19 protein-coding genes are annotated in these 24958 nt (G+C 37.1%); 2 read left to right on the forward strand and 17 right to left on the reverse strand.

Annotation, left to right across the window (positions count from 1 at the left end):
• Positions 1–25 precede the first annotated feature (25 nt).
• The 15 genes from lpdA to HMPREF3106_RS02110 all read right to left on the reverse strand — a co-directional run bounded on the left by lpdA (position 26) and on the right by HMPREF3106_RS02110 (position 22113).
• Positions 26–1432 carry a dihydrolipoyl dehydrogenase gene (lpdA, locus tag HMPREF3106_RS02040; protein WP_070437901.1) on the reverse strand — a complete coding sequence of 469 codons (1407 nt, stop codon included), beginning with the start codon at positions 1430–1432 and terminating at the stop codon, positions 26–28.
• 78 nt (positions 1433–1510) lie between these two features.
• Positions 1511–3124, reverse strand: a complete 1614-nt coding sequence (locus tag HMPREF3106_RS02045) for a 2-oxo acid dehydrogenase subunit E2 (RefSeq protein ID WP_070444136.1) — start codon at positions 3122–3124, stop codon at positions 1511–1513.
• 81 nt (positions 3125–3205) lie between these two features.
• Positions 3206–4183: an alpha-ketoacid dehydrogenase subunit beta gene (locus tag HMPREF3106_RS02050; protein WP_070444139.1), complete on the reverse strand. Its 978-nt coding sequence runs from the start codon at positions 4181–4183 to the stop codon at positions 3206–3208.
• A 2-nt stretch (positions 4184–4185) separates the two neighbouring features.
• Positions 4186–5292 carry a pyruvate dehydrogenase (acetyl-transferring) E1 component subunit alpha gene (gene pdhA / locus HMPREF3106_RS02055; protein WP_005605221.1) on the reverse strand — a complete coding sequence of 369 codons (1107 nt, stop codon included), beginning with the start codon at positions 5290–5292 and terminating at the stop codon, positions 4186–4188.
• Positions 5293–5600: 308 nt separating this feature from the next.
• Positions 5601–6659, reverse strand: a complete 1059-nt coding sequence (dinB, locus tag HMPREF3106_RS02060; protein WP_070444141.1) for a DNA polymerase IV — start codon at positions 6657–6659, stop codon at positions 5601–5603.
• 96 nt (positions 6660–6755) lie between these two features.
• A complete protein-coding gene (locus HMPREF3106_RS02065; RefSeq protein ID WP_039848748.1) occupies positions 6756–7193 on the reverse strand; it encodes a hypothetical protein in 438 nt (145 codons plus the stop codon).
• 129 nt (positions 7194–7322) lie between these two features.
• Entirely contained in the window at positions 7323–9179 is a 1857-nt protein-coding gene (locus HMPREF3106_RS02070) for a prealbumin-like fold domain-containing protein (RefSeq protein ID WP_070444143.1), read from the reverse strand.
• A gap of 91 nt (positions 9180–9270) precedes the next feature.
• Complete coding sequence (gene ung, locus HMPREF3106_RS02075) at positions 9271–9927, reverse strand: uracil-DNA glycosylase (RefSeq protein WP_005605216.1); 657 nt, start codon at positions 9925–9927, stop codon at positions 9271–9273.
• On the reverse strand, positions 9911–10420 hold the full coding sequence (locus HMPREF3106_RS02080; protein ID WP_005605215.1) for a dihydrofolate reductase: 510 nt from the start codon (positions 10418–10420) through the stop codon (positions 9911–9913). The genes ung and HMPREF3106_RS02080 overlap by 17 nt, the downstream gene beginning before the upstream one ends.
• Before the next feature lie 15 nt (positions 10421–10435).
• Entirely contained in the window at positions 10436–11383 is a 948-nt protein-coding gene (locus HMPREF3106_RS02085; RefSeq protein WP_005605214.1) for a thymidylate synthase, read from the reverse strand.
• A 15-nt stretch (positions 11384–11398) separates the two neighbouring features.
• Positions 11399–13288, reverse strand: coding sequence for an ABC-F family ATP-binding cassette domain-containing protein (locus HMPREF3106_RS02090; protein WP_070444145.1), 1890 nt, complete (start codon positions 13286–13288; stop codon positions 11399–11401).
• A 20-nt stretch (positions 13289–13308) separates the two neighbouring features.
• Positions 13309–14973 (reverse strand): formate--tetrahydrofolate ligase, encoded by a 1665-nt coding sequence (locus HMPREF3106_RS02095; RefSeq protein ID WP_070444147.1) that lies wholly within the window; start codon positions 14971–14973, stop codon positions 13309–13311.
• Positions 14974–15070: 97 nt separating this feature from the next.
• Positions 15071–17257: a Spy0128 family protein gene (locus HMPREF3106_RS02100; protein WP_070444148.1), complete on the reverse strand. Its 2187-nt coding sequence runs from the start codon at positions 17255–17257 to the stop codon at positions 15071–15073.
• Between the two features lie 202 nt (positions 17258–17459).
• Complete coding sequence (locus tag HMPREF3106_RS02105) at positions 17460–20552, reverse strand: Cna B-type domain-containing protein (RefSeq protein WP_070444149.1); 3093 nt, start codon at positions 20550–20552, stop codon at positions 17460–17462.
• A 220-nt stretch (positions 20553–20772) separates the two neighbouring features.
• Positions 20773–22113, reverse strand: coding sequence for an MATE family efflux transporter (locus tag HMPREF3106_RS02110; protein ID WP_070444151.1), 1341 nt, complete (start codon positions 22111–22113; stop codon positions 20773–20775).
• A 131-nt stretch (positions 22114–22244) separates the two neighbouring features.
• Between HMPREF3106_RS02110 and HMPREF3106_RS02115 the strand changes: the two genes are divergently transcribed.
• Complete coding sequence (locus HMPREF3106_RS02115; RefSeq protein WP_070444153.1) at positions 22245–22550, forward strand: dTDP-glucose 4,6-dehydratase; 306 nt, start codon at positions 22245–22247, stop codon at positions 22548–22550.
• A 259-nt stretch (positions 22551–22809) separates the two neighbouring features.
• On the opposite strand, the gene HMPREF3106_RS02120 is transcribed toward HMPREF3106_RS02115, so the two are convergent.
• Positions 22810–23139, reverse strand: a complete 330-nt coding sequence (locus HMPREF3106_RS02120; protein ID WP_005605203.1) for a metal-sulfur cluster assembly factor — start codon at positions 23137–23139, stop codon at positions 22810–22812.
• An 11-nt stretch (positions 23140–23150) separates the two neighbouring features.
• Positions 23151–23912 (reverse strand): prolyl oligopeptidase family serine peptidase, encoded by a 762-nt coding sequence (locus HMPREF3106_RS02125; RefSeq protein ID WP_070444155.1) that lies wholly within the window; start codon positions 23910–23912, stop codon positions 23151–23153.
• A gap of 118 nt (positions 23913–24030) precedes the next feature.
• Between HMPREF3106_RS02125 and HMPREF3106_RS02130 the strand changes: the two genes are divergently transcribed.
• Positions 24031–24840 (forward strand): Cof-type HAD-IIB family hydrolase, encoded by an 810-nt coding sequence (locus HMPREF3106_RS02130; RefSeq protein WP_070444157.1) that lies wholly within the window; start codon positions 24031–24033, stop codon positions 24838–24840.
• Positions 24841–24958: the final 118 nt, after the last annotated feature.

Raw genomic sequence — 24958 nt, forward strand, 5'->3', positions numbered from 1 at the left:
TCCTCTAAGTTCATTAATATGAAAATTAAACGTGAATTGGCATACCTAATGCTAATTCAGCTGTATCCATAACTACTTCTGATAGTGATGGATGTGAGTGAATTGTTAATGCGATATCTTCTGCATTCATTCCAGCTTCAATTGCTAAACCTAATTCAGCAATGATATCTGAAGCATTTACTCCGGCAACTTGTGCACCAACGATTACGTTATCATCTTTAGTAGTGATTAAACGAACGAAACCTTCAGTAGCGTTCAATGATAATGCACGACCATTTCCTGATAATGGGAATTTAGAAGCTTTCACTTGTAAACCAGCATCTTTAGCTTGTTGTTGAGTGTATCCAACTGAAGCTAATTCTGGATCAGTGAAGGCAACAGAAGGCATTGCACGGTAGTCAACAGCCACTGCTTTACCTGAGATTGCTTCTGCAGCGATTTTTCCTTCGTAGCTTGCTTTATGAGCTAAAGCTGGTCCAGGAACGATATCACCAATAGCAAAAATATTTTTAACGTTTGTACGTCCTTGGTTATCAACTTTTACTAAACCACGTTCAGTCATTTCAACACCAGCAACGTCTAATCCTAATTCGTCAGTGTTAGGACGGCGACCTACAGCAACCATTACGTAGTCCGCTTCAACAGCTTCTTCTTTGCCGTCAACTGTGTACTTAACAGTTACGCTATCACCATTGTCAACAGCTTCTTTAGCCATTGCGTTTGTTACGATAGTAACACCTTTTTTAGCCATGTTATCTTCAACAAGTTTAACCATGTCTTTGTCAAACATTGAAAGGATGCTTGGAGCACCTTCAAGGATTGTCACTTCTGAACCTAAGTTAGCGTATGCTGAACCTAGTTCTGAACCGATAACTCCACCACCGATAACAACTAATTTTTTAGGAACTTCTTTAAGACCTAAACCACCAGTTGAATCGATCACGCGTCCGCCAAATTTGAATCCTTTGATTTCGATTGGACGGCTACCTGTAGCTACGATAGCATGGTTGAATGAGTATGTTTGAGCGCTGTCTTCAGTCACAACACGTAAAGTGTGTTCGTCTACTAAGAAAGCTTCTCCACGAATGATTTCAACTTTGTTTTTCTTTAATAAGTACTCAACACCAGCAGTTAATTTCTTAACAACTTGGTTATCTTTCCATTCTTGAGTTTTTGCGAAGTCTAAAACAACTTCTTTAGCAGTCACACCAAATACTTCTGAGTGTTGTGCTTCTTGGTAATGATGTCCAGCAGCAATCAATGCTTTAGAAGGAATACATCCAACGTTTAAGCAGACACCACCAATATATTCTTTCTCGATAATCGCAACTTTTTGACCTTCTTGTGCTGCACGAATAGCTGCAACATATCCACCAGGGCCGGCACCGATTACGACTGTATCTAGTTCAATAGCGAAATCGCCTACTACCATTTTTTTCACCTCTTAAAAGTTTTCAAATAAGGAACCGACGTAAACACGCGTCTACGTCGTTCCTAACTGTTTAATGAATTAAGCTTCCATTAATAATAATTCTGGATCGTTTAATAGACGTTTGATTTCGTTCATAGCTTTTTGAGCAGTTGCGCCGTCCACGATACGGTGGTCAAAGCTTAATGATAATTTCATGTTACGTCCGATTACGATTTCATCGTTTTCGTTGATTACTGGTTCGCGAACGATTGTACCAACACCTAAAATCGCAACTTCAGGGTAGTTGATAACTGGAGTGAACCAACCGCCACCTACTGAACCGATGTTAGAGATTGTAATTGTTCCTTGTCCCATTTCAGCAGCTGTTAATTTACCTTCATGAGCTTTTGCAGCTAATGCGTTAATTTCATCTGCAATACCGAACATGCTCTTAGTATTCGCATCTTTGATATTTGGAACGAATAAACCTAAATCTGTATCTGTAGCGATACCGATGTTGATGTAGTTTTTGTAAACAATTTCTTGAGATGCGTCATCGATAGAAGCATTCAATACTGGGAATTTCTTCATTGCTACTGCTAAAGCTTTAACAACGTAAGGTAAGAATGTTAATTTAGTACCTTGTGCAGCTGCAACATCTTTGAATTTCTTACGGTGATCCCAAAGTTTAGAAACTTCAACTTGGTCATGTAATGTAACGTGTGGGGCAGTATGTTTGCTGTTAACCATTGCTTTAGAGATTGCTTTACGCATTGGAGTTAATTTAACGCGTTCTTCACGTTCTGCTGATCCAACGAATGGTTTAGCTGGAGCTGGAGCCGCTGCTGGTGCAGATGCTTGAGCTGGTGCTGCTGATGCTGCTGGAGCTTCTACTGATGCTGGAGCTGCTGCAGGAGCTGCCACTGGTGCGCCACCGAAGTTATCGATGTCTTCACGAGTTACGCGTCCACCTTTACCAGTTGGAACTACTGCTGTAATATCAACACCTTTTTCACGTGCATATTGACGAACTGAAGGCATTGCTAATACTAATTTACCAGGGTTGCTTGCTGCTGGAACTCCAGTTGGAGCTGCAGGTGCCGCTGGAGCTGCTGGTGCTGCAGGTGCTGCTGGAGCCGCTGCTGCAGGTGCGTGAGAACCGCCTTCTGTTGCGATTTCAACGATTACATCACCAACGTGAGCTACTGTTCCTTCAGATACTAAAACTGCTGTAACAGTTCCAGATACTGGAGAAGGAATAGATTCTACTGATTTGTCGTTTTGTACTTCGAATAAAATGTCATCTTCAGCAATTGTGTCGCCTACTTTGATGTCGATTTTAACGATTTCACCTTCTGCAATTCCTTCACCGATGTCAGGTAATTTGAATTGGAAAGTGCTTGATGCTGCAGGTGCAGCTGGTGCAGGTGCTGCCGCTGGAGCCGCTGCTGGTGCAGATGCTTCTGCAGGGCCAGAACCATCGTCAATAACTACGATGATGTCGCCAACTCGTGCTACTGTACCTTCTTGAACTTTAACTTCTAATACTTTACCACTTACTGGAGAAGGAATTTCTTCTACAGATTTGTCGTTTTGTACTTCGAATAAAATATCATCTTCTTGAATTGTATCTCCGACTTTAATGTCGATTTTTACGATTTCGCCTTCTGCGATACCTTCACCGATATCAGGCATTTTAAATTGGAAAGCCATGCTTGTACATCCCTTCTTATTTTTATAAAACTCTAAAGAGCACACTCAAGTGAGAGGCTCTTTAGAATGAAAATTGTTAAATTAGAAGTTCACTGTTTCGCGAACTTTAGCTTCAATGTCGCTAGCATTTGGTAACCAGTCGTTTTCTGCTTGACCAAATGGGAAGATTGTATCTGGAGCTGCAACACGTCCGATTGGAGCTTCTAAACTTAAGATTGCGCGTTCAGAAATTTCAGACATTACCATTGCGCCGATACCAGCTTGACGTTGTGCTTCTTGAACAACCACTACGCGACCAGTTTTTTCAACTGATGCTAAGATTGTGTCTAAGTCTAATGGAGAAACAGTACGTAAGTCGATAACTTCTACTGAGATTCCTTCTTTTTCTAAGTTCTCAGCAGCTTTAACAGCTTCACGAACCATTGCACCGTAAGTGATTACAGATACGTCTTTACCTTCACGAGTTACAGCAGCTACTCCTAGAGGAACTGTGTATTCTCCTTCTGGAACTTCTTCACGGAATGAACGGTATAATTTCATGTGCTCTAAGTAAACAACTGGGTCGTTGTCACGAATAGCTGAGATTAATAACCCTTTTGCATCGTATGGGTTTGAAGGGATAACTACTTTCAAACCTGGTGATTGAGCTACTAAACCTTCTAAGTTATCTGAGTGTAATTCTGGAGTATGTACCCCTCCACCCATTGGTGAACGGAATACGATAGGCATTTGACGAGTTCCACCCATACGGTAACGTGTACGAGCTGCTTGAGCTACCACGCTATCCATTACTTCGAATACGAATCCGAAGAATTGGATTTCAGGAACTGGACGGTAACCTTCTAAAGCTAAACCGATTGCTAAACCACCGATACCAGATTCTGCTAAAGGAGTATTGAAAACGCGGTCTTCACCGAATTCATCTTGAAGTCCTTGAGTTGCACGGAAAACCCCACCGTTTTTACCAACGTCTTCCCCGAAAATTAGGACATTTTCATCACGTTTTAATTCAACAGCCAATGCATCAGTGATGGCTTGAATCATTGTCATTTGTGCCATAATTATTTATTCTCCTTTGCTTTAAAGTGTTCGATTTGTTCTTTAATAACGTTTGTTGGTTCTTCAAACATTGTTTCTAAGAAGAATGAAACTTTTTGTTTAGGTTGTTTGTCAGCCTCTTTAATCGCTTCTTTGATTTCTTCTTTAGTTGCTTCGATTACTTCGTTTTCTTTTTCTTCTGACCATAAGCCTTTAGCTGTTAGGTAGTTACGGAAACGAATTAATGGATCTTTCTTAGCCCATTCATCTTGAATTCCTTCTGGTTGGTAACGAGTTGGGTCGTCACCTGATAATGTATGAGGACCATAACGGAAGCAGATTGTTTCGATTAACACAGGACCGTTTCCAGCAACTGCGTATTCACGAGCTTTTTTAGTTACAGCGTAAACTGCTAATGGGTCCATACCATCCACTTGGATACCAGGAATACCAGCAGCAACAGCTTTTTGAGCTAATGTTGGAGCAGCTGTTTGTAACTCACGAGGAGTTGAAATAGCCCAACCATTATTTTGGATAAAGAAGATTGCAGGTGATTTGTATGCACCAGCATAGTTAATTCCTTCGTAGAAGTCCCCTTGTGAAGATCCTCCATCACCAGTATAAGTTACTGCAACGTTTTTCTTACCACGTTTTTGTAAACCTAATGCAACACCTGCTGCTTGAACATATTGTGCACCGATAATGATTTGTGGTGGTAAAGCTTTTAATGATTCTGGGTACATGTTACCTGCAACATGTCCACGAGACCATAAGAATGCTTGTGATAATGGTAAACCGTGTTTTACTAATTGAGGTACATCACGGTAACCAGGTAAAAGAACGTCTTCTTTTTCAATTGCTTTAATTGAAGCTAATTGTGAAGCTTCTTGTCCTGCTGTTGGAGCATAGAAACCTAAACGTCCTTGACGGTTTAATGCAGTTGAACGTTCGTGTAAAATACGAGACCATACCATATCTGTCATTAATTCAACTAATTCGTCGTCAGATAAATCTGGTACTAAGTCAGGATTTACAACTTTTCCTTCTGCGTCTAACACTTGAACCATTTCAAAGTTCGTGTTATTTGGTGTGAAAAGTGCATCGAGATTGAATTTTTTCTTCGTTGCCATACTTCTTTTTTCCCCTTTTCTATAAGAAATTGTGCTTCACAGACAAAACAGGTAGTTAAAACTGTACTATTCCCTCTGCTATCGTATAATAATTTAACAAACTTTTGTGAATTATGCAAGCAAAGAAGACTTTATAGAGCGTTTCTGTTAACTTTGTGAATAAAGTTCTATTTTGTTACGCTTTATAAAGTCTTTTTTTATTCCGATTTGTTCATCTCTTTATCTGTTTTCATCTATTTTCAGCAAATGTACCTATAGTTTTCACTTGCAAACTGTACTAGTTTCACTTTTAGAACTGTACTAATTTATTAAAACAGTTTTAATTGTTTATAAATTTTATCTGTCTTTTCTAAATGCGAAACACTTAGCCCAATCAAACGAATTGGCGTTTCATCCATCATTTCTTCAAATAGTTGCAATGCAAGCTGAAGAATTTCTTCTTTTTTATTAAAATAGTCCCGTAATGTAACACTTTTACTTGTTGTATTAAAATTAGAATCTCTTAATTTTAATGAAATTGTACGAGATGCTAATGCTCTTTTCTGTAGCATGCTGGCTATTTCAAGAGAAAACTTTTCTAAATACTCACTCAAAATACCATGATCTGTCGTATCCTTGATAAGAGTTCTTTCTGAACCCATGGATTTTCTTTCTCGATACAAAGTCAATTGATCATTCGAGATTCCTCTTACCTGTGCATATAACCTAGGTCCTAAATTTCCAAATCTACTTTCTAATTCTGCTTTCGATAAATGAAGCAAGTCTTCTCCCGTTTCAATTCCTGCTCTTCTAAGCTTTTCAGCACTCACTTTTCCAACCCCATAAAAATCCCCAATTGGAATAGTCCGAATAAATTCTTGTGCGTTTTCAGGTGTAATCACTGTAATTCCAGAAGGCTTTTGATAACCTGAGGCCATTTTAGCCAAAAACTTATTAAAAGACACGCCCACAGAACAAGTAAGTCCAGTCTTTTCATACACTTCCTTTTGAATCAAGTGTGCTACTAAAGTGGCAGAAGTAATCCCCCTACTATTATTGGTTACATCTAAATAAGCTTCATCAATCGAAAGTGGTTCTATCATATTCGTAAAGGATTTAAACACTTCACGAACTTGAGAGGATATCTCTTTGTACAATGAATAGTTTCCTGGAGTAAGAATCGCTTTTGGACATAGTTTCATGGCTTTTGCTGTAGGCATCGCAGATCGAACACCAAAAGCTCGTGCTTCGTATGAACAAGTTGAGACGACTCCTCTTTCATTGGGTTTTCCTCCAACAATAACTGGTTTTCCTCTCCACTCTGGGTGCTCTCTTTGTTCAACAGAAGCGAAAAAAGCATCCATATCCACATGTAATATTTTTCGCATCTATACCTCCACCTGAAAACGAACATTTGTTCTTATTATATCAACCTTTTCAAAAAAAGTAAAAACGGAACGTTCTCACGTCCCGTTTTAAGAAGATTATGAATGAGTTACTAGTTTAGACTGTTTTAAATAGCGAATCCCATTTCCAATCACAAAAGCAATACTTAAAATAAATAGTACTAAGCGACTCCATTCGAATCCCGAAATGATTTGTTGAAATACACTATTCAACTGAAGACTACTTGCGTGGTTGTTGACAGTAACCCCAAAAGCACGGACAACAAACATCAACCAGCCTATACAAAGCATTCCGATCGTATTCAACATTAATTCAAAAAGGCTATCTGGGAACCTCCTGCGTGCATATTCTAGGCCAAAAACAATCACAAGAATAAAACTACTTAGGATAATGACATACCATCCTTCACGAGTGATTAAAGAATCTCCTAAACTCATTAAGTAGATTGTAATCATTAAATAGAGGATGGTCACAATTGCAACTAATTTATAGAAGTAAGACATCAGTTTTTCCATTGAAAATCCCTCCATCCATATATTCTTTTCCTACTTCTATTTTACTCCTCAGTACTTCTATATTCAACCTTATCATTTGCAAGTCCAAATAAAAAAGACCGACAGTATAACTGTCAGTCTTTCATACTATTATTGATCATCTTTTTTATTTTTTGCAAAGAATAATAATCCAGCAGCTGCTGCTAGTAAAACAATTCCTCCGATAATGTAGAAGCCTTGACTTCCTGTACCAGTATTTGGAAGTTCTTCTTTTTTATCTTCTGTTGTAGAAGGTTCTTCAGAAGAAAGAGCTGTCGTAGTATCTAAAGTAGTAACTTCACTAGTAGTACTTTCTGTAGTTGTTACTTCAGTAGTTGGTGCTTGTGTAGTCACTTCTGTAGTAGTTGTTTGTGTAGTTGTACTTGCTTCAGTAGTCGTTGGTTGAGTTGTTGTAGTCGCTTCTGTGGTTGTTGATTGTGTTGTTGTCGTTGCTTCAGTAGTAGAAGCAGTTGTTGTTGTCGTTGCTTCAGTAGTAGAAGCAGTTGTTGTTGTCGTTGTTGTAGTAGTCGTAGTGGTTGTTGTTGTCACTTCTTTTGGTTGATCTTTCAATTTGAGAAGACTACGTTCTACTCCTAAAACAACTTTGTATTCTGTTGCGTCTAATTCATATCCTTCTGGAGCTGTTTTCTCTTTTACAGTAAATTCTTTTCCAACGTACTTTTGGTCAAAAGCTTGAGAAACCGCATTTCCATCTTGGTCCGTCGTCAATTCAACAGTTGCTCCGCTAGGATCTGTAACGACATACACCGCACCATTTACTGGCTGACCAGTTACAGCATCTACTTTCACTAGTTTAATCGTGTATGCTCCAGCAGCCTCAATGGTTCCTGAGAATAATGATGTAGCAGTAGCTGTAAAAGTTGTGTCTGTTACATTTGTGCGACGAGTAATTTCTTCTCCGTCTTCTTTTGTAAGAGAAACCATATTGGCTACCTTGCTTCCATCATTTGGTGTAGTTGTTTCGTAAGTGACAAAATATTTTTGACTTCCGTCTTTAAATGTAATTGTGAAGCTCTTATAATCGGCTGCCCAATTAACTGTATAGTCAACTCCCTCTGTTAAAAGAACGAAATCAGCAGCATCTGCTGAAGTTCCTTCAGTCATCGAAGGGGCTTTATAGACTAATAATGATTCAGGAATATATTGGATACTTGCTGTACCATCCAATTGAGGTAGAACATCATTTAAAACTAAATTATTCCCTAAATTCTTTCCACTTGTGTTAACACGAACTCTCCATCTAGAGACATATTGGCCAGAAGATGGACTGCCAGCAGCTTTTAATTTAGGAGAATCCCAAGCTTTTCTAACTGCTTGACCACCATTTTTGGCAAAGTTTTCTTTCCCTACTACCGCGTCAGGTGTATAAGTTTTTGAAGTGTGTACTTGAGTAATCACTGTTTTCAATGATTTAGAATCAAAAGTAACAGTCTTGTCGGTTACATCTTGCTTATAGACAAAGTTTAGAGCTAAGTTTCCTTTTACTCCTTTAACTGTATCCGCATTTTTCTTTTCTAGATACTTTTCTAAGTTTTTCAAAGTAACGGTTACAGTTCCTCCTTGATTATCACCATTGCTTTCAAAGTGAGCATCTGCAATTGGAACTTGAGTCTCTAAATCAACTAATTCAATATCATTATTATTAAAGAATGTTAGTGAAGGCGGTACTGTTAATTTAAAGAAATCGCCATTTTTAATATTATTGTCATAACTTGCTAAATCGAAAGTAGCTCTTAACTTATACGAATTGTTCGTTCGTATTTGATAAACGCCATTTTCATCTGGAGTTAACTTCGTATCAGATTGATCTAATAATTCTAATCCCGAAATAACTTTTTCTAACTCTCTACCTTCTGCAGCGTTTGCAAAAGAATTACCAACAAATAATATTGACAAAATCATCAATAAACTTGCAAAAAAATGAAGTCTTTTAGACTTAAGATTCATAATATACCTTCTTTCTATTCATACTTTATAACGATTGTATCATAAAAATCATATAATGAACATAAAAATTGAGTAAGTGAATTATTTTCACTTACTCAACTCTCCAATCTATCGGTTTTTGATTTGTGGCTATTAGAAAATCATTAATTTTACTAAATGGTTTACTTCCAAAGAAGCCGCGATAAGCTGACAGTGGGCTTGGATGCGGAGACTTTAAAATTAAGTGATTCGCATTTGTAATCAATTTTTCTTTAGATTGTGCAGGTTTTCCCCATAATAGAAATACGATTGGGTGATCACTTTTATTTAACGATGAAATCACCGCATCTGTAAAAGTTTCCCATCCCATTCCACGATGACTATTCGCTTCATGTGCTCGGACTGTTAAAACGGTGTTGAGAAGGAGCACCCCTTGTTTTGCCCAAGAGGTTAACTCTCCAGTCTTTGCAACGGGGATTCCTATATCCGTTTCTAATTCCTTATAGATGTTTTGCAAAGAAGGCGGAAGTGCCACACCTTGTTGCACTGAAAAACTAAGTCCATGCGCTTGATGATCTCCGTGATAAGGGTCTTGACCTAAGATAACCACTTTCACTTGATCAAATGGTGTGAGTTCAAGCGCCTTAAATACATTCTCCGCTTTTGGAAAAACCTGATGTCGACTTCGTTCTTCTCTTTCAAACAAACGAACCTTTTTAAAGTATTCCTTTTCTTTTTCTTCCCCAATCACATCATGCCAAGTGGTCATAAGAACCCTCTTTTCGTTCATAAATTTCAAAGGTGTGAGGATAGAGATTTTTTTCATCTATTTCCCCTTCTAACGATTTTACTTTAATAAAATCATGCCAAGGAAATTCTGTTGGAAAATAAGAATCTCCCTCAAAACTAGCATGAATTCTCGTACAATAGAGAAGTTCCACATGATTTTTCAACAGATTATATACTTGTGCTCCACCACAAACATAAATATCCTCATGTCGACTATCTTCAACAATCTCCTCAATATTCGTTACGACTTCTGCACCAGGAACAATATAATCCGAGCTAGTAGTTAGGATGATGGTTTGTCGCCCCGGAAGTAAGCGACTTCCCATTCCTTCAAAAGTCTTTCGACCCATTAATATTGTTTGCCCCATCGTGACTTCTTTAAAGAACTTCAAATCATTCGGCAAACGCCAAGGAAGTGTCCCATCTTTTCCGACTAGACCCCTCTCATCTTGAGCCCAAATATAAATTAGCATATTTTTCCTCCTGCATTAAACAGCTATAGGCGCTTTAATTGTTGGATGTGATTGATATCCTTCAACCACGACATCCGTAACATCAATATCAAACATCGATTTTTCAGGATGTTTTAAAACTAGTGTAGGTAACGCCATCTCTTCACGCGCTAATTGTGTTTTTACTTGTTCCATATGATTTAAGTAAATGTGTGCATCTCCTAAAGTATGGACAAATTCACCCACTTCTAATCCTACTTCATTAGCAATTAAATGTGTTAATAATGCATAGCTTGCGATGTTGAACGGTACTCCGAGGAACACGTCTGCACTACGTTGATATAATTGGCAACTTAATTTACCATCCGCCACATAAAACTGAAACATTGTGTGACATGGTGGAAGAGCCATACTTGGAACATCTTCTGGATTCCAAGCAGAAACAATCATCCGACGTGAATCAGGGGAATTTTTCAACAAGTTGAGTAAGTCTTCGATTTGGTCAATGGTTTCTCCTTTTGAAGTTTTCCAATGACGCCATTGTGAACCATAAATATTTCCTAGTTCTCCGAATTCCGCCGCAAACGCATCATCCGATAAAATTTTCTCACAGAAGTCTTTTTTCACTTCTTGATAAACTTCATTAAACGCTTCGTCTTGTAAGCAACGGCGACCAAAATCTGTCATATCTGGTCCTGTGTATTTTGGCGAAGACACATAGCGTTCAAATGCCCATTCATCCCAAATATGATTATTATGCTCTAATAAATATTTGATATTAGTGTCTCCGTGTAAGAACCACAATAATTCGCTCTTAATTAATCCAAAAGGGACTCTTTTAGTCGTCAAAAGAGGAAATCCTTTTTGAAGATCAAAACGCATTTGATACCCAAAAATACTCTTCGTTCCTGTTCCAGTACGATCTGTTTTTGTCGTACCCTCTTCTAAAATTTTAGTTAGTAACTCTTTATACTGCTTCGTCATGTCTGTTCCTTTCTATTAATTCCCAGCTAATTCTGCTAAATATTCCCAACGTTCATAGGCGTTTGCAGCTGCTTCTTCTGTTTTATCGAGTTCTTCTTGTAATGCTTGTAATTTTGCAAAATCTTGCGCAGTGGCATTCATTTCGCTTTGCAAGGATTCCATTTTTTCTTCTAACTCTTGTATCGTCGCCTCAATAGTTTCCCATTCTTTCTTCTCTTGATACGTCATTTTCTTGGCCGGAGTTAGCTTAGTAGTCTCCTCTTTACTCTTTTCCACTTTGGGAGTTTCGACAACTACTCTCGATAAACTCTTCTCTTGTTCTAAGTAATCACTCATAGACCCATAGAACAATTCCGTTTGACCTTCTCCACGGATGACAAATAATTGTTCCACCGTTTTATCTAAGAAATAACGATCGTGAGACACAATGAGAACTGCTCCATTAAATGATTGAAGAAAGTCTTCTAATACAGTTAATGTATCGATATCTAAATCGTTTGTTGGCTCATCCAGCAATAAAACATTCGGCTTTGTCATTAATAAACGGAGTAAATAAAGTCTTCTTCTTTCTCCCCCGGATAGTGTATGAATATATGCACCATGCAAATGTCTTGGAAACAAAAAAATCTCCAGTAATTCAGAAATGGATGCCACTTCTCCATTTGCGCGTTTAATTTCTTCTGCTTCTTCACGTAAGTACTGAATCAATTGTTTATCCATTGGGATATCTTCGCCTTGTTGCTTATAATACGCAATTCGAACAGTCTCCCCTACAACAAACTGACCGCTGTCAAATGGAATTTGCCCAGCTATCGCATTCAGAAAGGTTGATTTTCCAACTCCATTCACACCCGCAATCCCAATACGTGCTTTACTCTGAATAATCCAGTCCAGATTCTTCACAATTTGTTGGCCATTAATCGAAAGGCTGGCATCTTCCATTTGGAAGACCCGTTTACCGATTCTCGTTTGGTCAAATTCCATTACTAATTTTTCTTGACTAGTTGTCTGTTTCACATCTTTTTCTAATGCTTCAAATCGCTGAATACGCGCTTGTTGTTTTGTCGTACGAGCTTTTGCGCCCTGACGCATCCATTCTAATTCGCTCTGGTATAATCGCTTTTGCTTTTGACTCATACGGCTCGCAATTTGCTCTCTTTGGCTTCTTTGCTCTAAGTAAGACTCATAGTTTCCTTCATAAGCTTCAATACGACCATTGACCAATTCAAACATATGCGTTACCGCACGTTCTAGGAAGTAACGATCATGGGTAACAAGCATCATCGCACCTTTATAATTAGCTAAGTATCCTTCCAACCATTCTATCGCTTCAAGGTCTAAGTGGTTTGTCGGCTCATCTAGTAAGAGTAAATCCGGTTCTTCCATCAATACTTTTGCAAGACCAACACGTTTCTTTTGACCACCGGATAAAGTCCTAACTTTCTTTTGGATATCCGTCAATCCCATTTTCTGAAGAATGGTTTTAATTTGAACTTCAACTTGCCATCCATCAATTTCATTCATCTTTTGCTCAAGGGCACTATAGCGTTTGGTCAGGCTTTGGGACGTTGGATTTTTGCGTAATTGTTCCACCACTTCTTCAAAATCATGAACGACTTTTAATGTTGGATGATTGCCTTTATATAACGCTTCAAAAATTGTATCTTCATCGTCCAGTTCCGGTTGTTGAGATAAATATCCAATTCTGTAGTCATTTGAAGTTGTAATATCTCCTGATTCTGCAAAATCGACCCCAGCTAAAATCGAAAGAAGCGTACTTTTACCAGTCCCATTTTGACCAATGAGACCTACATGTTCTCCTTCATTGATAATAAAAGAAACATCTTCTAATAGTGTTTTTGCACCATAAGATTTTTTTAAATGATCTACTCTAAAATCTTTCATGCAAACTCCTTTCGTCACCTCTAATAGAGGCCTTGAATTTTTCCATCTTCACTTACGGTAATTCCTAAGGCTGCGGGTACTTTCGGAAGTCCAGGCATTGTAAGAACTTTCCCTGTCAGCGCAACAATAAATCCAGCACCTAATTTAGGAACAAGTGAACGAATGGTGATTTCAAAATTGTTTGGACGTCCTTTCAATTTTGCATTATCTGAGAATGAATAAGGTGTTTTTGCAATACAAATATTCATTTCATTCCAACCCATACGCTCTATTTCTTTTAAATCTTCGAGCGAATTCTCGGTATAATTCACTTTCGATGCTCCATAAATTTTTGTAGCAACTGCATCAATCTTTTCTTGAATCGTCGCATCTACTGGATACAATGCATTAAACTGACTCTTTTGTTCACAGAGTTCTACTACTTTTTCGGCTAACTGAATTCCGCCTTCTGAGCCTTTTTCCCAAACGGAAGACAAGACACAATCTACTCCAATCGATTCACAAAGCTCCATAAACAATTCTCTTTCAGCCAGAGTATCCGTTGTAAATTCATTTAAAGCTACGACCATTGGAATACCGTACTGTTGAACATTCTCAATGTGTTTAGCAACGTTTTTAAATCCTTCTCTTAATGCATCGAGCGATTCCCCATTAGATAACTCTTCGAGAGACAACCCTCCATGCATTTTAGTCGATCGAATGGTCGCGACAAGAACTATCGCATCTGGAGACTTGCCTAATACTGGCACTTTAATATCCAGGAATTTTTGAGCTCCTAAGTCGGCCCCAAAACCAGCTTCTGTCACTGTATAATCCGCCAATGTTAAGGCCATCTTTGTAGCCATCACACTATTACATCCGTGTGCAATATTGGCAAATGGTCCTCCGTGAACGATAGCAGGTGTCCCCTCTAAAGTTTGAACCAGATTCGGTTTAATGGCCTCTTTCAATAAGGCAGTAATCGCACCTTCTACTTTTAAGTCAGAAACTCGAATCGGATTGCCAGAAATATCATAAGCAACAAGAATATGCGAAACTCTTTTTTGCAGATCATTTAAGTCCCGTGCTAGACAAAGAACAGCCATCATTTCGGTTGCTACCGTAATCTCGAAACCATCTTCTCTAGGAACTCCATTTACAGAACCTCCAAGCCCGATTTCAATCGTTCTTAAAGCACGATCATTTAAATCTACCGCTCTTTTCCATAGTATTCGTTTGATATCAATATTTAGTTCATTTCCTTGATGGATGTGATTATCAATAATGGCAGATAGAAGGTTGGTTGCACTCGTTAAGGCATGCATGTCCCCTGTGAAATGAAGATTGATTTCTTCCATCGGAACCACTTGAGCATAGCCACCACCTGTTGCCCCTCCTTTAAGTCCAAGAGTAGGCCCCAAAGATGGTTCTCGTAATGCAATGGCTGTTTTCTTTTGGATAGAGCTTAAAGCATCCCCAAGACCAATTGTAACGGTTGATTTTCCTTCCCCAGCAGGAGTGGGATTCATTGAAGTTACTAAGATTAACTTACCGTAGTTGTTAGCTTCATGTATATCTGATTTAAGAATCTTCGCTTTTACTTTTCCATATAAATCAATTTCATCTTCTGTTAATCCAAGCTTACTTGCTATCTTTGTAATGGGCTGCATTGACGCTTCTTGTGCGATTTCAATATCCGACTTCATTTCTCCACCTCTATTCAAGTATATTCGTTTTATTATACCATTTAATAAATAAAAAAAAAATGAGGATGCATATGCATCCTCATTTAAAGATTAACGATTAGTTTTCTCTTTTCTTAAATCCTAATACTGCAAATCCTGATAACAATACAGCAACACCTGCGCCAGCTAAAGTAGCTGTAGCACCAGTATTTGGTAATTCTGGTTCTTTTGGTTCTTCTACTGTTGTAGTAGTTGCTTCAGTTGAAGGAACTTCAGTAGTAGTTTCAGTTGTTGTAGTTGTTGTCGTAGTAGTAGTTGTTGTTGTAGTTGTTGGTTCTTCGTATTTGTTAGTAAATACTGCTTTATCTTCACCAGTTGCAGTTGCAACTAATTGACCTTTTCCATTATCTACAACATCAACAGTTACTGTGTATACTTTAGAATCGTAAGTATATCCAGCAGCTGTGCCAGCTTTTTCTGATACTGTGTAAGTATGTGTACCAGCAGCTGTATATTCAATTTCCTTGAATGTTACTGAACCATCAGCTTTGTTCTTAGCAGTAGCAACAACATTTTGGCCTTCTTTCAATTCGAATTCGAATTGGTCGTCAGCTAATGTTCCACCGTTAAGAACTTTAGTAGCTGTTAATGCTTTTTTAACTGGTTTAGCAGAGTAAACATTAGTGAATGTTAAGTTGTCTCCATTTTTAACTGTAGCAACTAATTGACCTTCACCATTGTCTTTTACTTCAACAGTCACTTCGTATGCATTTGAATCAAATGCAACTCCGTCATCTTCAGTTCCAGATTGTTCAGTTACAGTATAGGTGTGGACTCCCTCTGTATCATAAGTAATTGCTGGGAATTTAATTGAACCATCTTGAGCGTTCTTAGCTGTTTTAACAACTTGACCGTTTTCTTTTAGTTCAAAAGTATATTTATCAGCTTCAAGAGTTTTGTTTTGTAAAACTTTAGTAGCTTTTAATTCAACTGTTGTAGGAGCAGCTTTATATGAGTTAGAGAACTCTTTGCTGTCATATTCAACACTTGCAATTTTTTCACCAAGTACATCAATTACTGAAACTTTTGCAGTAATTGTTTTAGTATCATAAGTGTATCCTTTTTTAGCATCGTTTACTTCTTTAATTGTGTAAACAGATTCGCCAGCTTCGCTGAATTTAATCGCTTTGAATTTCACTTTACCATTTTCATCGTTTTTAACTGTTTCAACTACTTGACCAGTTTTATCGATTAATTGGAAGCTGAAAGCATCTTTTTCAAGAGTTTTTCCTTCTAATTTCTTAGTCACTTGGAATTCAACTTCGTCAGATTTAGCACCAGTACCTACACCATCTGTAGTTGTAATTGGAGCAAAACCTTCAACTTGAATAGGATTAGCTTCTTCTTTAGTTGTAATAGTCGCATTATTTAATACACGTTTTGTAACTGGATCAACTGGTTGTGTTAACCGTGTTTTGTACATGATGAATAGACCTTTATGATCTAATGTACCATCACCGTTCGGTGTAATAGTAAAGTTATTCTTATCTGTTACTTGGACATGTGCTTTATCTAGTGGAGATCTTCCATATCCGTTTTCCCAATCTGGGAAGTAGTAACCAGTAATTTCACTTGCTAACACTTGACCTTCTGGAATCATATCTTTGATTGAAACTCCAGTGTAAGATTTAGCATAACGGTTTACACGAATACGCCAGTTTACAAAGTTAGGGTCATTTGAATCTTGTACTCCCCATTTAGTAAATCCTGTTGGATCAACGTCTGGAACGATACGAGTTAAGTGGTAAACCCCAGCCCCTGGAATATCAATTGTATATTCTTTGTCCTTTTCGACATGATCTGCCCAAACTACAGTGAATGAAGCAGTAATTTCTTTATTTTCATTGAAATTTTTGAAATACTCTTCATTTGTTACAGTAATTTTAGCAGTATTTGTTGCTTTATCTGTTGTCAACTCAGCAATTTTTTGCCCATTTGCTGCTAATAAAGGAGTAGTTGAATCTTGTTCAATTTTGAACTCCGCAGGAACTTGATAAGTCATAAAGTCCCCGTTTTTTAAAGTAACAGTATCTGGGAATTTGTAAGTTGTTTGTAGATAAAACTTACCTTCACCATATTTTGCGTGGTCGACTAATTTATTTGTATTAATCGTTGGTACCGTTGTTAACGTGTAGTCTGAAGTTGGTTTTTCAGCAGCGTTAACAACACTATTCATTTTAAGCAAAGGCACGAAGACCGTTACTACCATCAATAGTGCTACAAAAGAATGAAATAATTTTTTCATCTATAATTGTCCTCCTAATTTTTAGTTATAGTCCACTACGATTATAATAAAGGTTTCCTTAATCAGTTGTCAATCTTTTATTATGTTAAATGTTAAAATTTTACATTTTAAATATGAATTTTCTATTGTTTTATACAAAAAAAGAGAATAAGTTTTTAAATAAAACTTATTCCCTTCATAAAACCTACTATATTATAGTTTTTTAGTTATCTTTTCTTTGAAACTTTAATACTGTTACTCCACCAATGAGGGCTACCGCTCCAAGAAGTGCTAATGAAGCAGCTGTACCTGTTTTTGGTAATTCATTTTTTGGTTTTTCAGGAGGCGTATTTGGTGTTCTCTTGTTTGTAACGACAAATCCTTCTTGAACATTTCCTGTAATCAGAGTTGTATACCCTTTTCCTACCGTTTCTTCAGAAATTGTATATTCAATCTTCTTACCATCTTTATATTCATCAAGATCTGTGAAGTTACCTGTCCAGTTATTTTCCTTCGATAATACTAGTTTTTTATCTGTTTCTTTTCCATCTGCAAGTAACTTAATCGTTACACTTGTTGGACGAACACCATCTTGGTCATTAGCATCATCCCAAGCTTTTGTTACTTGGATACTTGTCTTACCTGGCGTATATGAGTTTGTGACGTTGAAGTCTTTAACCGTAGCTGTGTAGCCTTCCACTTTTTCTTCTACAATTGTATAAGTGATTTCTTGTCCATTCTCATACTTGTCAAGATTTTCAAAGCTCCATTTCCACTCGTCAGCCTCTGTTACTTTCTTCGTAGCCACTTGTTCGCCATTCTTCAATAAGTTAATCGTGATTTCTTTTGGACGTTTGCCATCTTGGTTGTTGGCATCATCCCAAGTTTTACTTCCGTTAACAGAAGTCTTTTCAGGAGTTCTAGAGTTTGTCACTACAAAACCTTTTTTAGCATCTCCTGTCACTTGGCTCACATAACCATTTTCAACAGCTTCTTCTTTAATAGAATACTCAATTTTCTTACCAGCTTTGTATTCATCCAGATCTGTAAAGCTTCCTGTCCAATTGTTTTCTTTCGTTAATTGAAGAGTTTGATCTGTTTTTTGGCCATCTGCATATAAAGTAACTGTTACTGTTTTAGGACGTTTGCCATCTTGGTTATTCGCATCATCCCAAGCTTTTGTTACTAGTACGCTTGTTTTACCAGGAGTGTACGAGTTTGTGATATCGTACCCATTTACTTTAGTTGTATAGCCTTCTACTTGTTCTTCTACAACAGTATAAGTAATTTCTTGTTTATTCTCATACTTGTCTAGATTATCAAAACTCCATTTCCAACCATCAGCTGCAGTTACTTTTTGAGTTTTAAATTCTTGACCATTCTTCAACAATTTAATGGTAATTTCTTTTGGCCGTTTGCCATCTTGGTCGTTAGCATCATCCCATGTTTTAGTACCCTTCACAGAAGTTTTTTCTGGAGTTCTACTATTTGTAACAGTGAAGCCTTGTTCTACGCTTCCTGCTGTTGAACTTGCATATCCATTTTCAACGGTTGTTTCCTTAATAGTGTATTCAATTTTCTTACCTGCTTTATACACATCAAGATTTGAGAAGCTTCCTGTCCAATTGTTTTCTTTATTTAAGACAAGCGTTTGATCTGTTTTTTGACCATTTGCATAAAGAGTGATGGTGACACTTGTAGGACGTTTTCCATCTTGATCTTCTGCGTCATTCCAGCTCTTAGTCACTTGGATACTTGTCTTTTTAGGTGTGTATGAGTTTTTGATGTCATATCCTGTAACTTCTGTTGTATACCCTTCTACCGCTTCTTCGGTAATCGTGTAATTCATTTTTTTACCAGTTTTTACATTATATTCATCTACATTTTCAAATGTATAAACCCATCTTCCAGAAGCATCTGGTGTCACATCCTTAGATTGAACTACTTTTTGATCTTCATCTAGTAAGTTCACTCTGATTTTTGAAGGACGTTTTCCATCTTGGTCATTGGCATCGTCCCATGTTTTTTCACCAGAAATGTTGATTTTAATTCTCTTATTGGTAACAGTTTTTAAGGCTCCACCTTTAGGAGTTACTTCTAATGTAAATGTATCTCCATTTAATTGATAGCCTGTAGGAGCTTGAATTTCTCTTACTGTGTAAGTTCCTTGTTTTAACACACCAGAGATAATTGTACCGTCTTTACCCGTTTTTAATTCAAATTTTTGGTTATCTGGACCAGTAACTTCGAATACCGCATTTGCAAGAACAATTTTCTTATCTTCTTCATCGACTTTCGTCAATTTGATTTTACTTGCTAATTGTCCATCAGCAGTACCACCAGCTTCTGATGACTTATAAGTAAATCCGTGTTCTTTCGAACCACCAGCATGCGTTACTTTAATTTTGTTTCTTAAAGAAGAGCCAATCGTGTAAGTCGTTCTATAAGTTAAACGATATTGTTTTGCTCCAGTATCTCCCATATTAATCGTAAACGATTGATTATTATTACTTAATTGAAGTTTGCCATCTAAACTAATTTTATTAAGTCTTCGAAGAATCGCACCTTCATCTGTATATTCTACTTCTTCTAATACAAAAGAACCCGGAATATAAGTTTCTCCATTTGGAAGTTCATCTGTAATAACCGCATTCTTCAAATCTGCTTTAGCATAGTTGATATTTGCATACCATTCTACTTGATCAATCCTTTGTCCATTTTGTGTAACTTGTTGCCCCCATTTAGAAATAATTTGATCTGCTGGAACACCAACTTTTTTTACTTTAAGGTTTGTAGAAGTGACTTTCCCTTTAACAGAAATATCAAATTGGTTCACCGCATTGTCTTTTGTAACACGTTTATTAAATAGAGCACCTAAAAAAAGCTTCCCTTTGACATCATATTTATTATTAATTTTGTCATTAAAGGTAACTCGAATCTTACCTCCAATAGCTTCAGGGCCTGTAGTCACAACAGCTCTAGCAATTACATTCCCCTCAGAATCCGTTAAATCAAATTGGGGTTCTGAATACCCAGGTGGAAATGTTAAATTATTAGGAAGTGTAATATCAAAATAATCCCCAGAATGTAATACCGAGCCCGAATTACTAACTTGCCAATCCATTGCTAAGTAAAAGAAGTCACTTTTATTTAATTCGTTAACTGGCTTTTTATTTGCATTTTGGATTTCAAAATGCGTAATCGTTGCATCTACTTCTTGTGGAGTTCCCTCGGCAAGTACTGAAGAATTCAATCCTTGCATAAGAAAACCAACGACGACAAACAGCGACAATAATTTTAAAAATTTTTGTTTCATCTTAATCTCCTTTTTCTATGTGCGTTTCCCAACATAACACATGAGCAACTAACCTCTTATTCCCCAAATAAGAAAAAATCATCACCTTTCCACAATAATTGTTAACTATCAATTTAATTGTACCATAAAAAAGAACATTTTATGAAATGTTATCATATTTTTTTCATATAAATTTATATATTTTAGGATTAATTCCCCAAAACTTAGTATGTAACATTTTTTATATACTTTGCTCTTTGGGAAATTTATTCTTAAATAAATAATATGCAATCATCAGTGGAATTAATGAACCTAGCCATGCTAATGGGTTTGCCATCGTTGCTCCCGTATACCCATATAAATTGGAAAGTACTACGGCTGCAAAAGCTCGCATACATAATTCCATAATTCCTGCTATGGTAGGTGTAAAAGTCTTTCCTACCCCTTGTAAAGTGTATCGATAAATAAAGAGCAATGATAAAAGACTATACATCGTTCCATTCGTTATAAAATAAATCGCCCCTAACTCAACCACTTCTTCATGTCCAACGCCGACAAAAGCACGAATAAAAATAGGACTAAACAGATTTAGAATGATTCCCACTGAAATTGCAAAAGTCAAGGATAACTTAATGCAATCTCGTACGCCTCTCCAAATACGATCGTATTTTTTGGCTCCATAGTTTTGAGCCACAAAAGTTGCCATCGTTACTCCAAAAGACATCATTGGAAGAATAGCAACTTGGTCAATTTTTTGTGCGGCTGTATAAGCAGCTACAGCAGTTGCTCCCAATTGATTTAAAGTGATTTGAATAATAATGGCCCCTATTGCAATAATGGAGGATTGAAAGGCCATCGGAAACGAAATGCGAACATGTTCTCTAACGTCCGAAGATTCTGCAACGAAGTCTTTTGAGTTCAATCTTAAAATAGGAATTTTCTTCCATATATAAAGGATGCATGCGAGAGCAGAAAAAATTTGAGAAAGAACCGTCGCATATCCTGCTCCTTCAACTCCCATTCCGAACCCAGCAATAAAAACAACATCTAGAATAATATTCATGATACAAGCAATCACAAGGAAATACAATGGCGTTTTCGCGTCTCCGATTGAACGGAAAATATTAGAGAGCAAATTAAAAGCCATAGACGAAAAGATTCCCGCAAAGATGACCATCAAATAATCATAAGCGCCGTCAATAATTTCGACGGGCGTTTGCATGATTTCTAAAATTTGGCGACAAAAGACCATACTAAGAATTGTTAGAAGGATGGCAACCACGGCAGAAATCAGTATGGATACATAAAAACTACGCTTTACTCCTGAATAATTTTTAGCGCCATATCTTTGCGCAAGTGGAATGGCTAATCCCGCCGTTAGACCATTTGCAAATCCTAAAATGAGAAAAATAATACTTCCAGTTGAGCCAACAGAAGCTAATGCATGAACACCAATCGTTCGTCCAACGATAAATGTATCCGCCATGTTATATAATTGTTGGAATAAATTCCCAATTAATAATGGAATCGTAAAGTTCCAAATCAACTTGATAGGCTTGCCACTTGTCATATCTTTTGCCATGATTCACTCTCCTTTCTAGAAAACAGCATTATCTAGTATAATGCAAACAAATAAAAATGAACAGTACTTTAAATAGTTCTTTTATGAAAAACAGAGCTGTGATAAAATATAAATGAAAAGAGGCGAATGTTATGGCAGATTTTGATAAAAATAGAATTGCAAAAATGCAACAATACTTAACAGAAGTAACAGACCCTGAATTTAAAGGGAGTGCCACCGATAAAACGATTGCGATGGCTGAATTATTCAATTACTATCATTCCGATTGGAAAGCTGATGCAAGTCACTTCGTCAATCAAAACCTTGAACTCTTCGACGACGAAAAAATGCAAATGCTCTTCAGAAACTCAAACAAGGGACGTAAATCCCCACATACCATCATCCGACAAGAATCAAAGAGTAAATATAAACGCCCGATGAGACCGGGGGAAGACTAGGCAGAAAGACAGAAGACAAGAAAAACCTCACAATGTGAGTTTTTTCTGCTTCGTAGTCTTTCGCCCGCATAGTTTATTAGACATTCTTGAATCACGCGTGATGAAAAGAAATTCAATAAACCAATGCATCTAAGTCAAAGCACACACCCTTTGAATGCACCATGAAAATTATCATATATGATAATTTCACCATACGTATTTATCTGACAGAATTTATTTTATTGAACAAAAAAATCCCCACATCTGTGGGGATTTTGTCTTATCGAATACCTAACGCAATTCTTGCGTATCGTGACATTCGTTCAGGAGTCCATGCTGGATACCAAACGAGTTTCACATCTATTGTCTTCACTTCTTCAATCTCAGCTAATGCACGATGAATTTCATCTGTAATAATATCTGCTAGCGGACAACCCATTGTTGTAAGGGTCATATCCACTTTACAATGACCTTCCTCATTTAAGTCCACTCCGTAAATCAATCCTAGGTTTACAATATCAATTCCTAACTCGGGATCAATGACTGTTTCTAACGCTTCTAAAATCTTTTCTTGCATTGCTTCTGCTGCAGTTTTATTCTCTTCTGTCATTTGCTACTCTCCTATTGAAATACTTTTTGGAAAAAATCCGCTACTGCTTCAAACACTTGATGAGGGACTCGGTGACCTTCACCTTGTGTTTCATGCCATTCTACCTTTGTAGCGTATGGTTCTTTCTTAATACTATCATAAAATTCTTTATTTAATTCATAAGGCACTTTATCATCTGCTGTCCCATGCCATAAGAATAATGGACGTCCGTTAATACGTTCCGGGCGTTTTGCAAGAGCCATTGCATCTAAAAATGCTTTATTCTTCTCAATTTCCGCTTCTAATGCATCACATTGTTCCTTTGTTGTTCCTGTCATCCAAATGGAAGAAATCGTCCATTTAGCAAAACGAGCAGGATCTGCACTTCCCATCAAACTGGCTGCGGCTGTAATCTCTGGATAGTGATTGAACAATGCATATGTCGTAATACCACCCATGCTTAAACCAGATACCCCGAACTTCTCTTCATTTAAGAGTCCACGCTGTCTCATCTCTTCTTTTAAAACAGGAAGTTCTTTAATATTGTTTGCAACAATTTCCCAGATTTCTCCTCCAATTAGATGCACACCTCTGTCTCCATGTAATAGTTGGTCTGGTAAAATTGCACGAATGCCACGCTTAGCGAGTTCAACTCCAATGGTTACAACACGGTCTTTACTACCGGTCCAACCATGATAGAACACAACGATTGGAAGAACTTGGTCTTTTAAGGATGCATCCACCACTTCAGCGTATGGAATTCCATTTACTTCACGATAATCAATTTGAATCATAACTTCCTCTTTCTTCTTATTTTATTGAAAATATGGTACACTTATACAGATATTGTACTAAAATGAAACTTTAAGCTCAAGTTTCCAATTTACATAACCCTATTTGAAAGGAGTATTTATGAACCAAAAATTAATTGCCATCGATTTAGATGGAACTACTTTAAACGCAAATTCTGAACTAACACAAGAAACGATTGACACTCTTCATACCGTTCAAAAACTAGGCCATAAAGTTGCTATTGTTACCGGTCGTCCTTATCGTAGCTCAAAAGAAATATACAACCAATTGAATCTTGGAGGTCCTATTGTGAATTTCAATGGTGCCCTCTGTCATATTCCAAGCAAGCCAGAATGGGATGGACGCTATCATATCACATTGGATACTGATCTTGTTTTAGACTTAGTTGCTTTTAACAAGACTCTACCAGTGGATTATTTGATGGTTGAAGGAACTGAATTGATGTATTCAAATATTACAGATTTGCCCGATTGTCCATATTATCCAAAAGACCAGAAACCATTATTGATTCATCCAACAACTAAATTAAAAGAAAAGCCTACAGCGGTAGCGTTATTCTCTGACTTAGAATTACAATCTGAAATCAAGAAGAAAATTTTACATCGTTACAATAATGGTATTGAAGTTAGAACTTGGGGAGGAAGTTACCCTTGTCTAGAGGTGATTACAAGCGGCATCCATAAAGCAAAGGCCGTTGAACATCTTTCTCGTTATTATGATATTCATCAAAAGGACATTCTTGCCTTTGGTGATGAGGACAATGATATGGAAATGATTCAATACGCAGGGCATGGTGTTGCGATGAAAAACGGTATTGATGAATTGAAAAATGTGGCTAACGCTATTACTCCATTCACCAATGACCAAAATGGTTTGGCGAAGTATTTGCAAGATTACTTTAAATTATAGGATGAGAGAAATCGCGCTTAGAAACGAACTAAACTACAAAACTTTTGAATTACATTGCTCAATCGACATAAATTTCTAATAGGTAACCAAAAAGGATATCCCATGGGATATCCTTTTT

It is taken from the genome of Granulicatella sp. HMSC31F03 (genome assembly GCF_001807725.1).
Taxonomy (GTDB): Bacteria; Bacillota; Bacilli; order Lactobacillales; family Aerococcaceae; genus Granulicatella; species Granulicatella adiacens.

Coding starts and splice junctions, on each gene's coding strand:
- lpdA (WP_070437901.1), bottom strand. CDS start 1,432: ATGGTAGTAGGCGATTTCGCTATTGAACTAGATACAGTCGTAATCGGT.
- HMPREF3106_RS02045 (WP_070444136.1), bottom strand. CDS start 3,124: ATGGCTTTCCAATTTAAAATGCCTGATATCGGTGAAGGTATCGCAGAA.
- HMPREF3106_RS02050 (WP_070444139.1), bottom strand. CDS start 4,183: ATGGCACAAATGACAATGATTCAAGCCATCACTGATGCATTGGCTGTT.
- pdhA (WP_005605221.1), bottom strand. CDS start 5,292: ATGGCAACGAAGAAAAAATTCAATCTCGATGCACTTTTCACACCAAAT.
- dinB (WP_070444141.1), bottom strand. CDS start 6,659: ATGCGAAAAATATTACATGTGGATATGGATGCTTTTTTCGCTTCTGTT.
- HMPREF3106_RS02065 (WP_039848748.1), bottom strand. CDS start 7,193: ATGGAAAAACTGATGTCTTACTTCTATAAATTAGTTGCAATTGTGACC.
- HMPREF3106_RS02070 (WP_070444143.1), bottom strand. CDS start 9,179: ATGAATCTTAAGTCTAAAAGACTTCATTTTTTTGCAAGTTTATTGATG.
- ung (WP_005605216.1), bottom strand. CDS start 9,927: ATGACCACTTGGCATGATGTGATTGGGGAAGAAAAAGAAAAGGAATAC.
- HMPREF3106_RS02080 (WP_005605215.1), bottom strand. CDS start 10,420: ATGCTAATTTATATTTGGGCTCAAGATGAGAGGGGTCTAGTCGGAAAA.
- HMPREF3106_RS02085 (WP_005605214.1), bottom strand. CDS start 11,383: ATGACGAAGCAGTATAAAGAGTTACTAACTAAAATTTTAGAAGAGGGT.
- HMPREF3106_RS02090 (WP_070444145.1), bottom strand. CDS start 13,288: ATGAAAGATTTTAGAGTAGATCATTTAAAAAAATCTTATGGTGCAAAA.
- HMPREF3106_RS02095 (WP_070444147.1), bottom strand. CDS start 14,973: ATGAAGTCGGATATTGAAATCGCACAAGAAGCGTCAATGCAGCCCATT.
- HMPREF3106_RS02100 (WP_070444148.1), bottom strand. CDS start 17,257: ATGAAAAAATTATTTCATTCTTTTGTAGCACTATTGATGGTAGTAACG.
- HMPREF3106_RS02105 (WP_070444149.1), bottom strand. CDS start 20,552: ATGAAACAAAAATTTTTAAAATTATTGTCGCTGTTTGTCGTCGTTGGT.
- HMPREF3106_RS02110 (WP_070444151.1), bottom strand. CDS start 22,113: ATGGCAAAAGATATGACAAGTGGCAAGCCTATCAAGTTGATTTGGAAC.
- HMPREF3106_RS02115 (WP_070444153.1), top strand. CDS start 22,245: ATGGCAGATTTTGATAAAAATAGAATTGCAAAAATGCAACAATACTTA.
- HMPREF3106_RS02120 (WP_005605203.1), bottom strand. CDS start 23,139: ATGACAGAAGAGAATAAAACTGCAGCAGAAGCAATGCAAGAAAAGATT.
- HMPREF3106_RS02125 (WP_070444155.1), bottom strand. CDS start 23,912: ATGATTCAAATTGATTATCGTGAAGTAAATGGAATTCCATACGCTGAA.
- HMPREF3106_RS02130 (WP_070444157.1), top strand. CDS start 24,031: ATGAACCAAAAATTAATTGCCATCGATTTAGATGGAACTACTTTAAAC.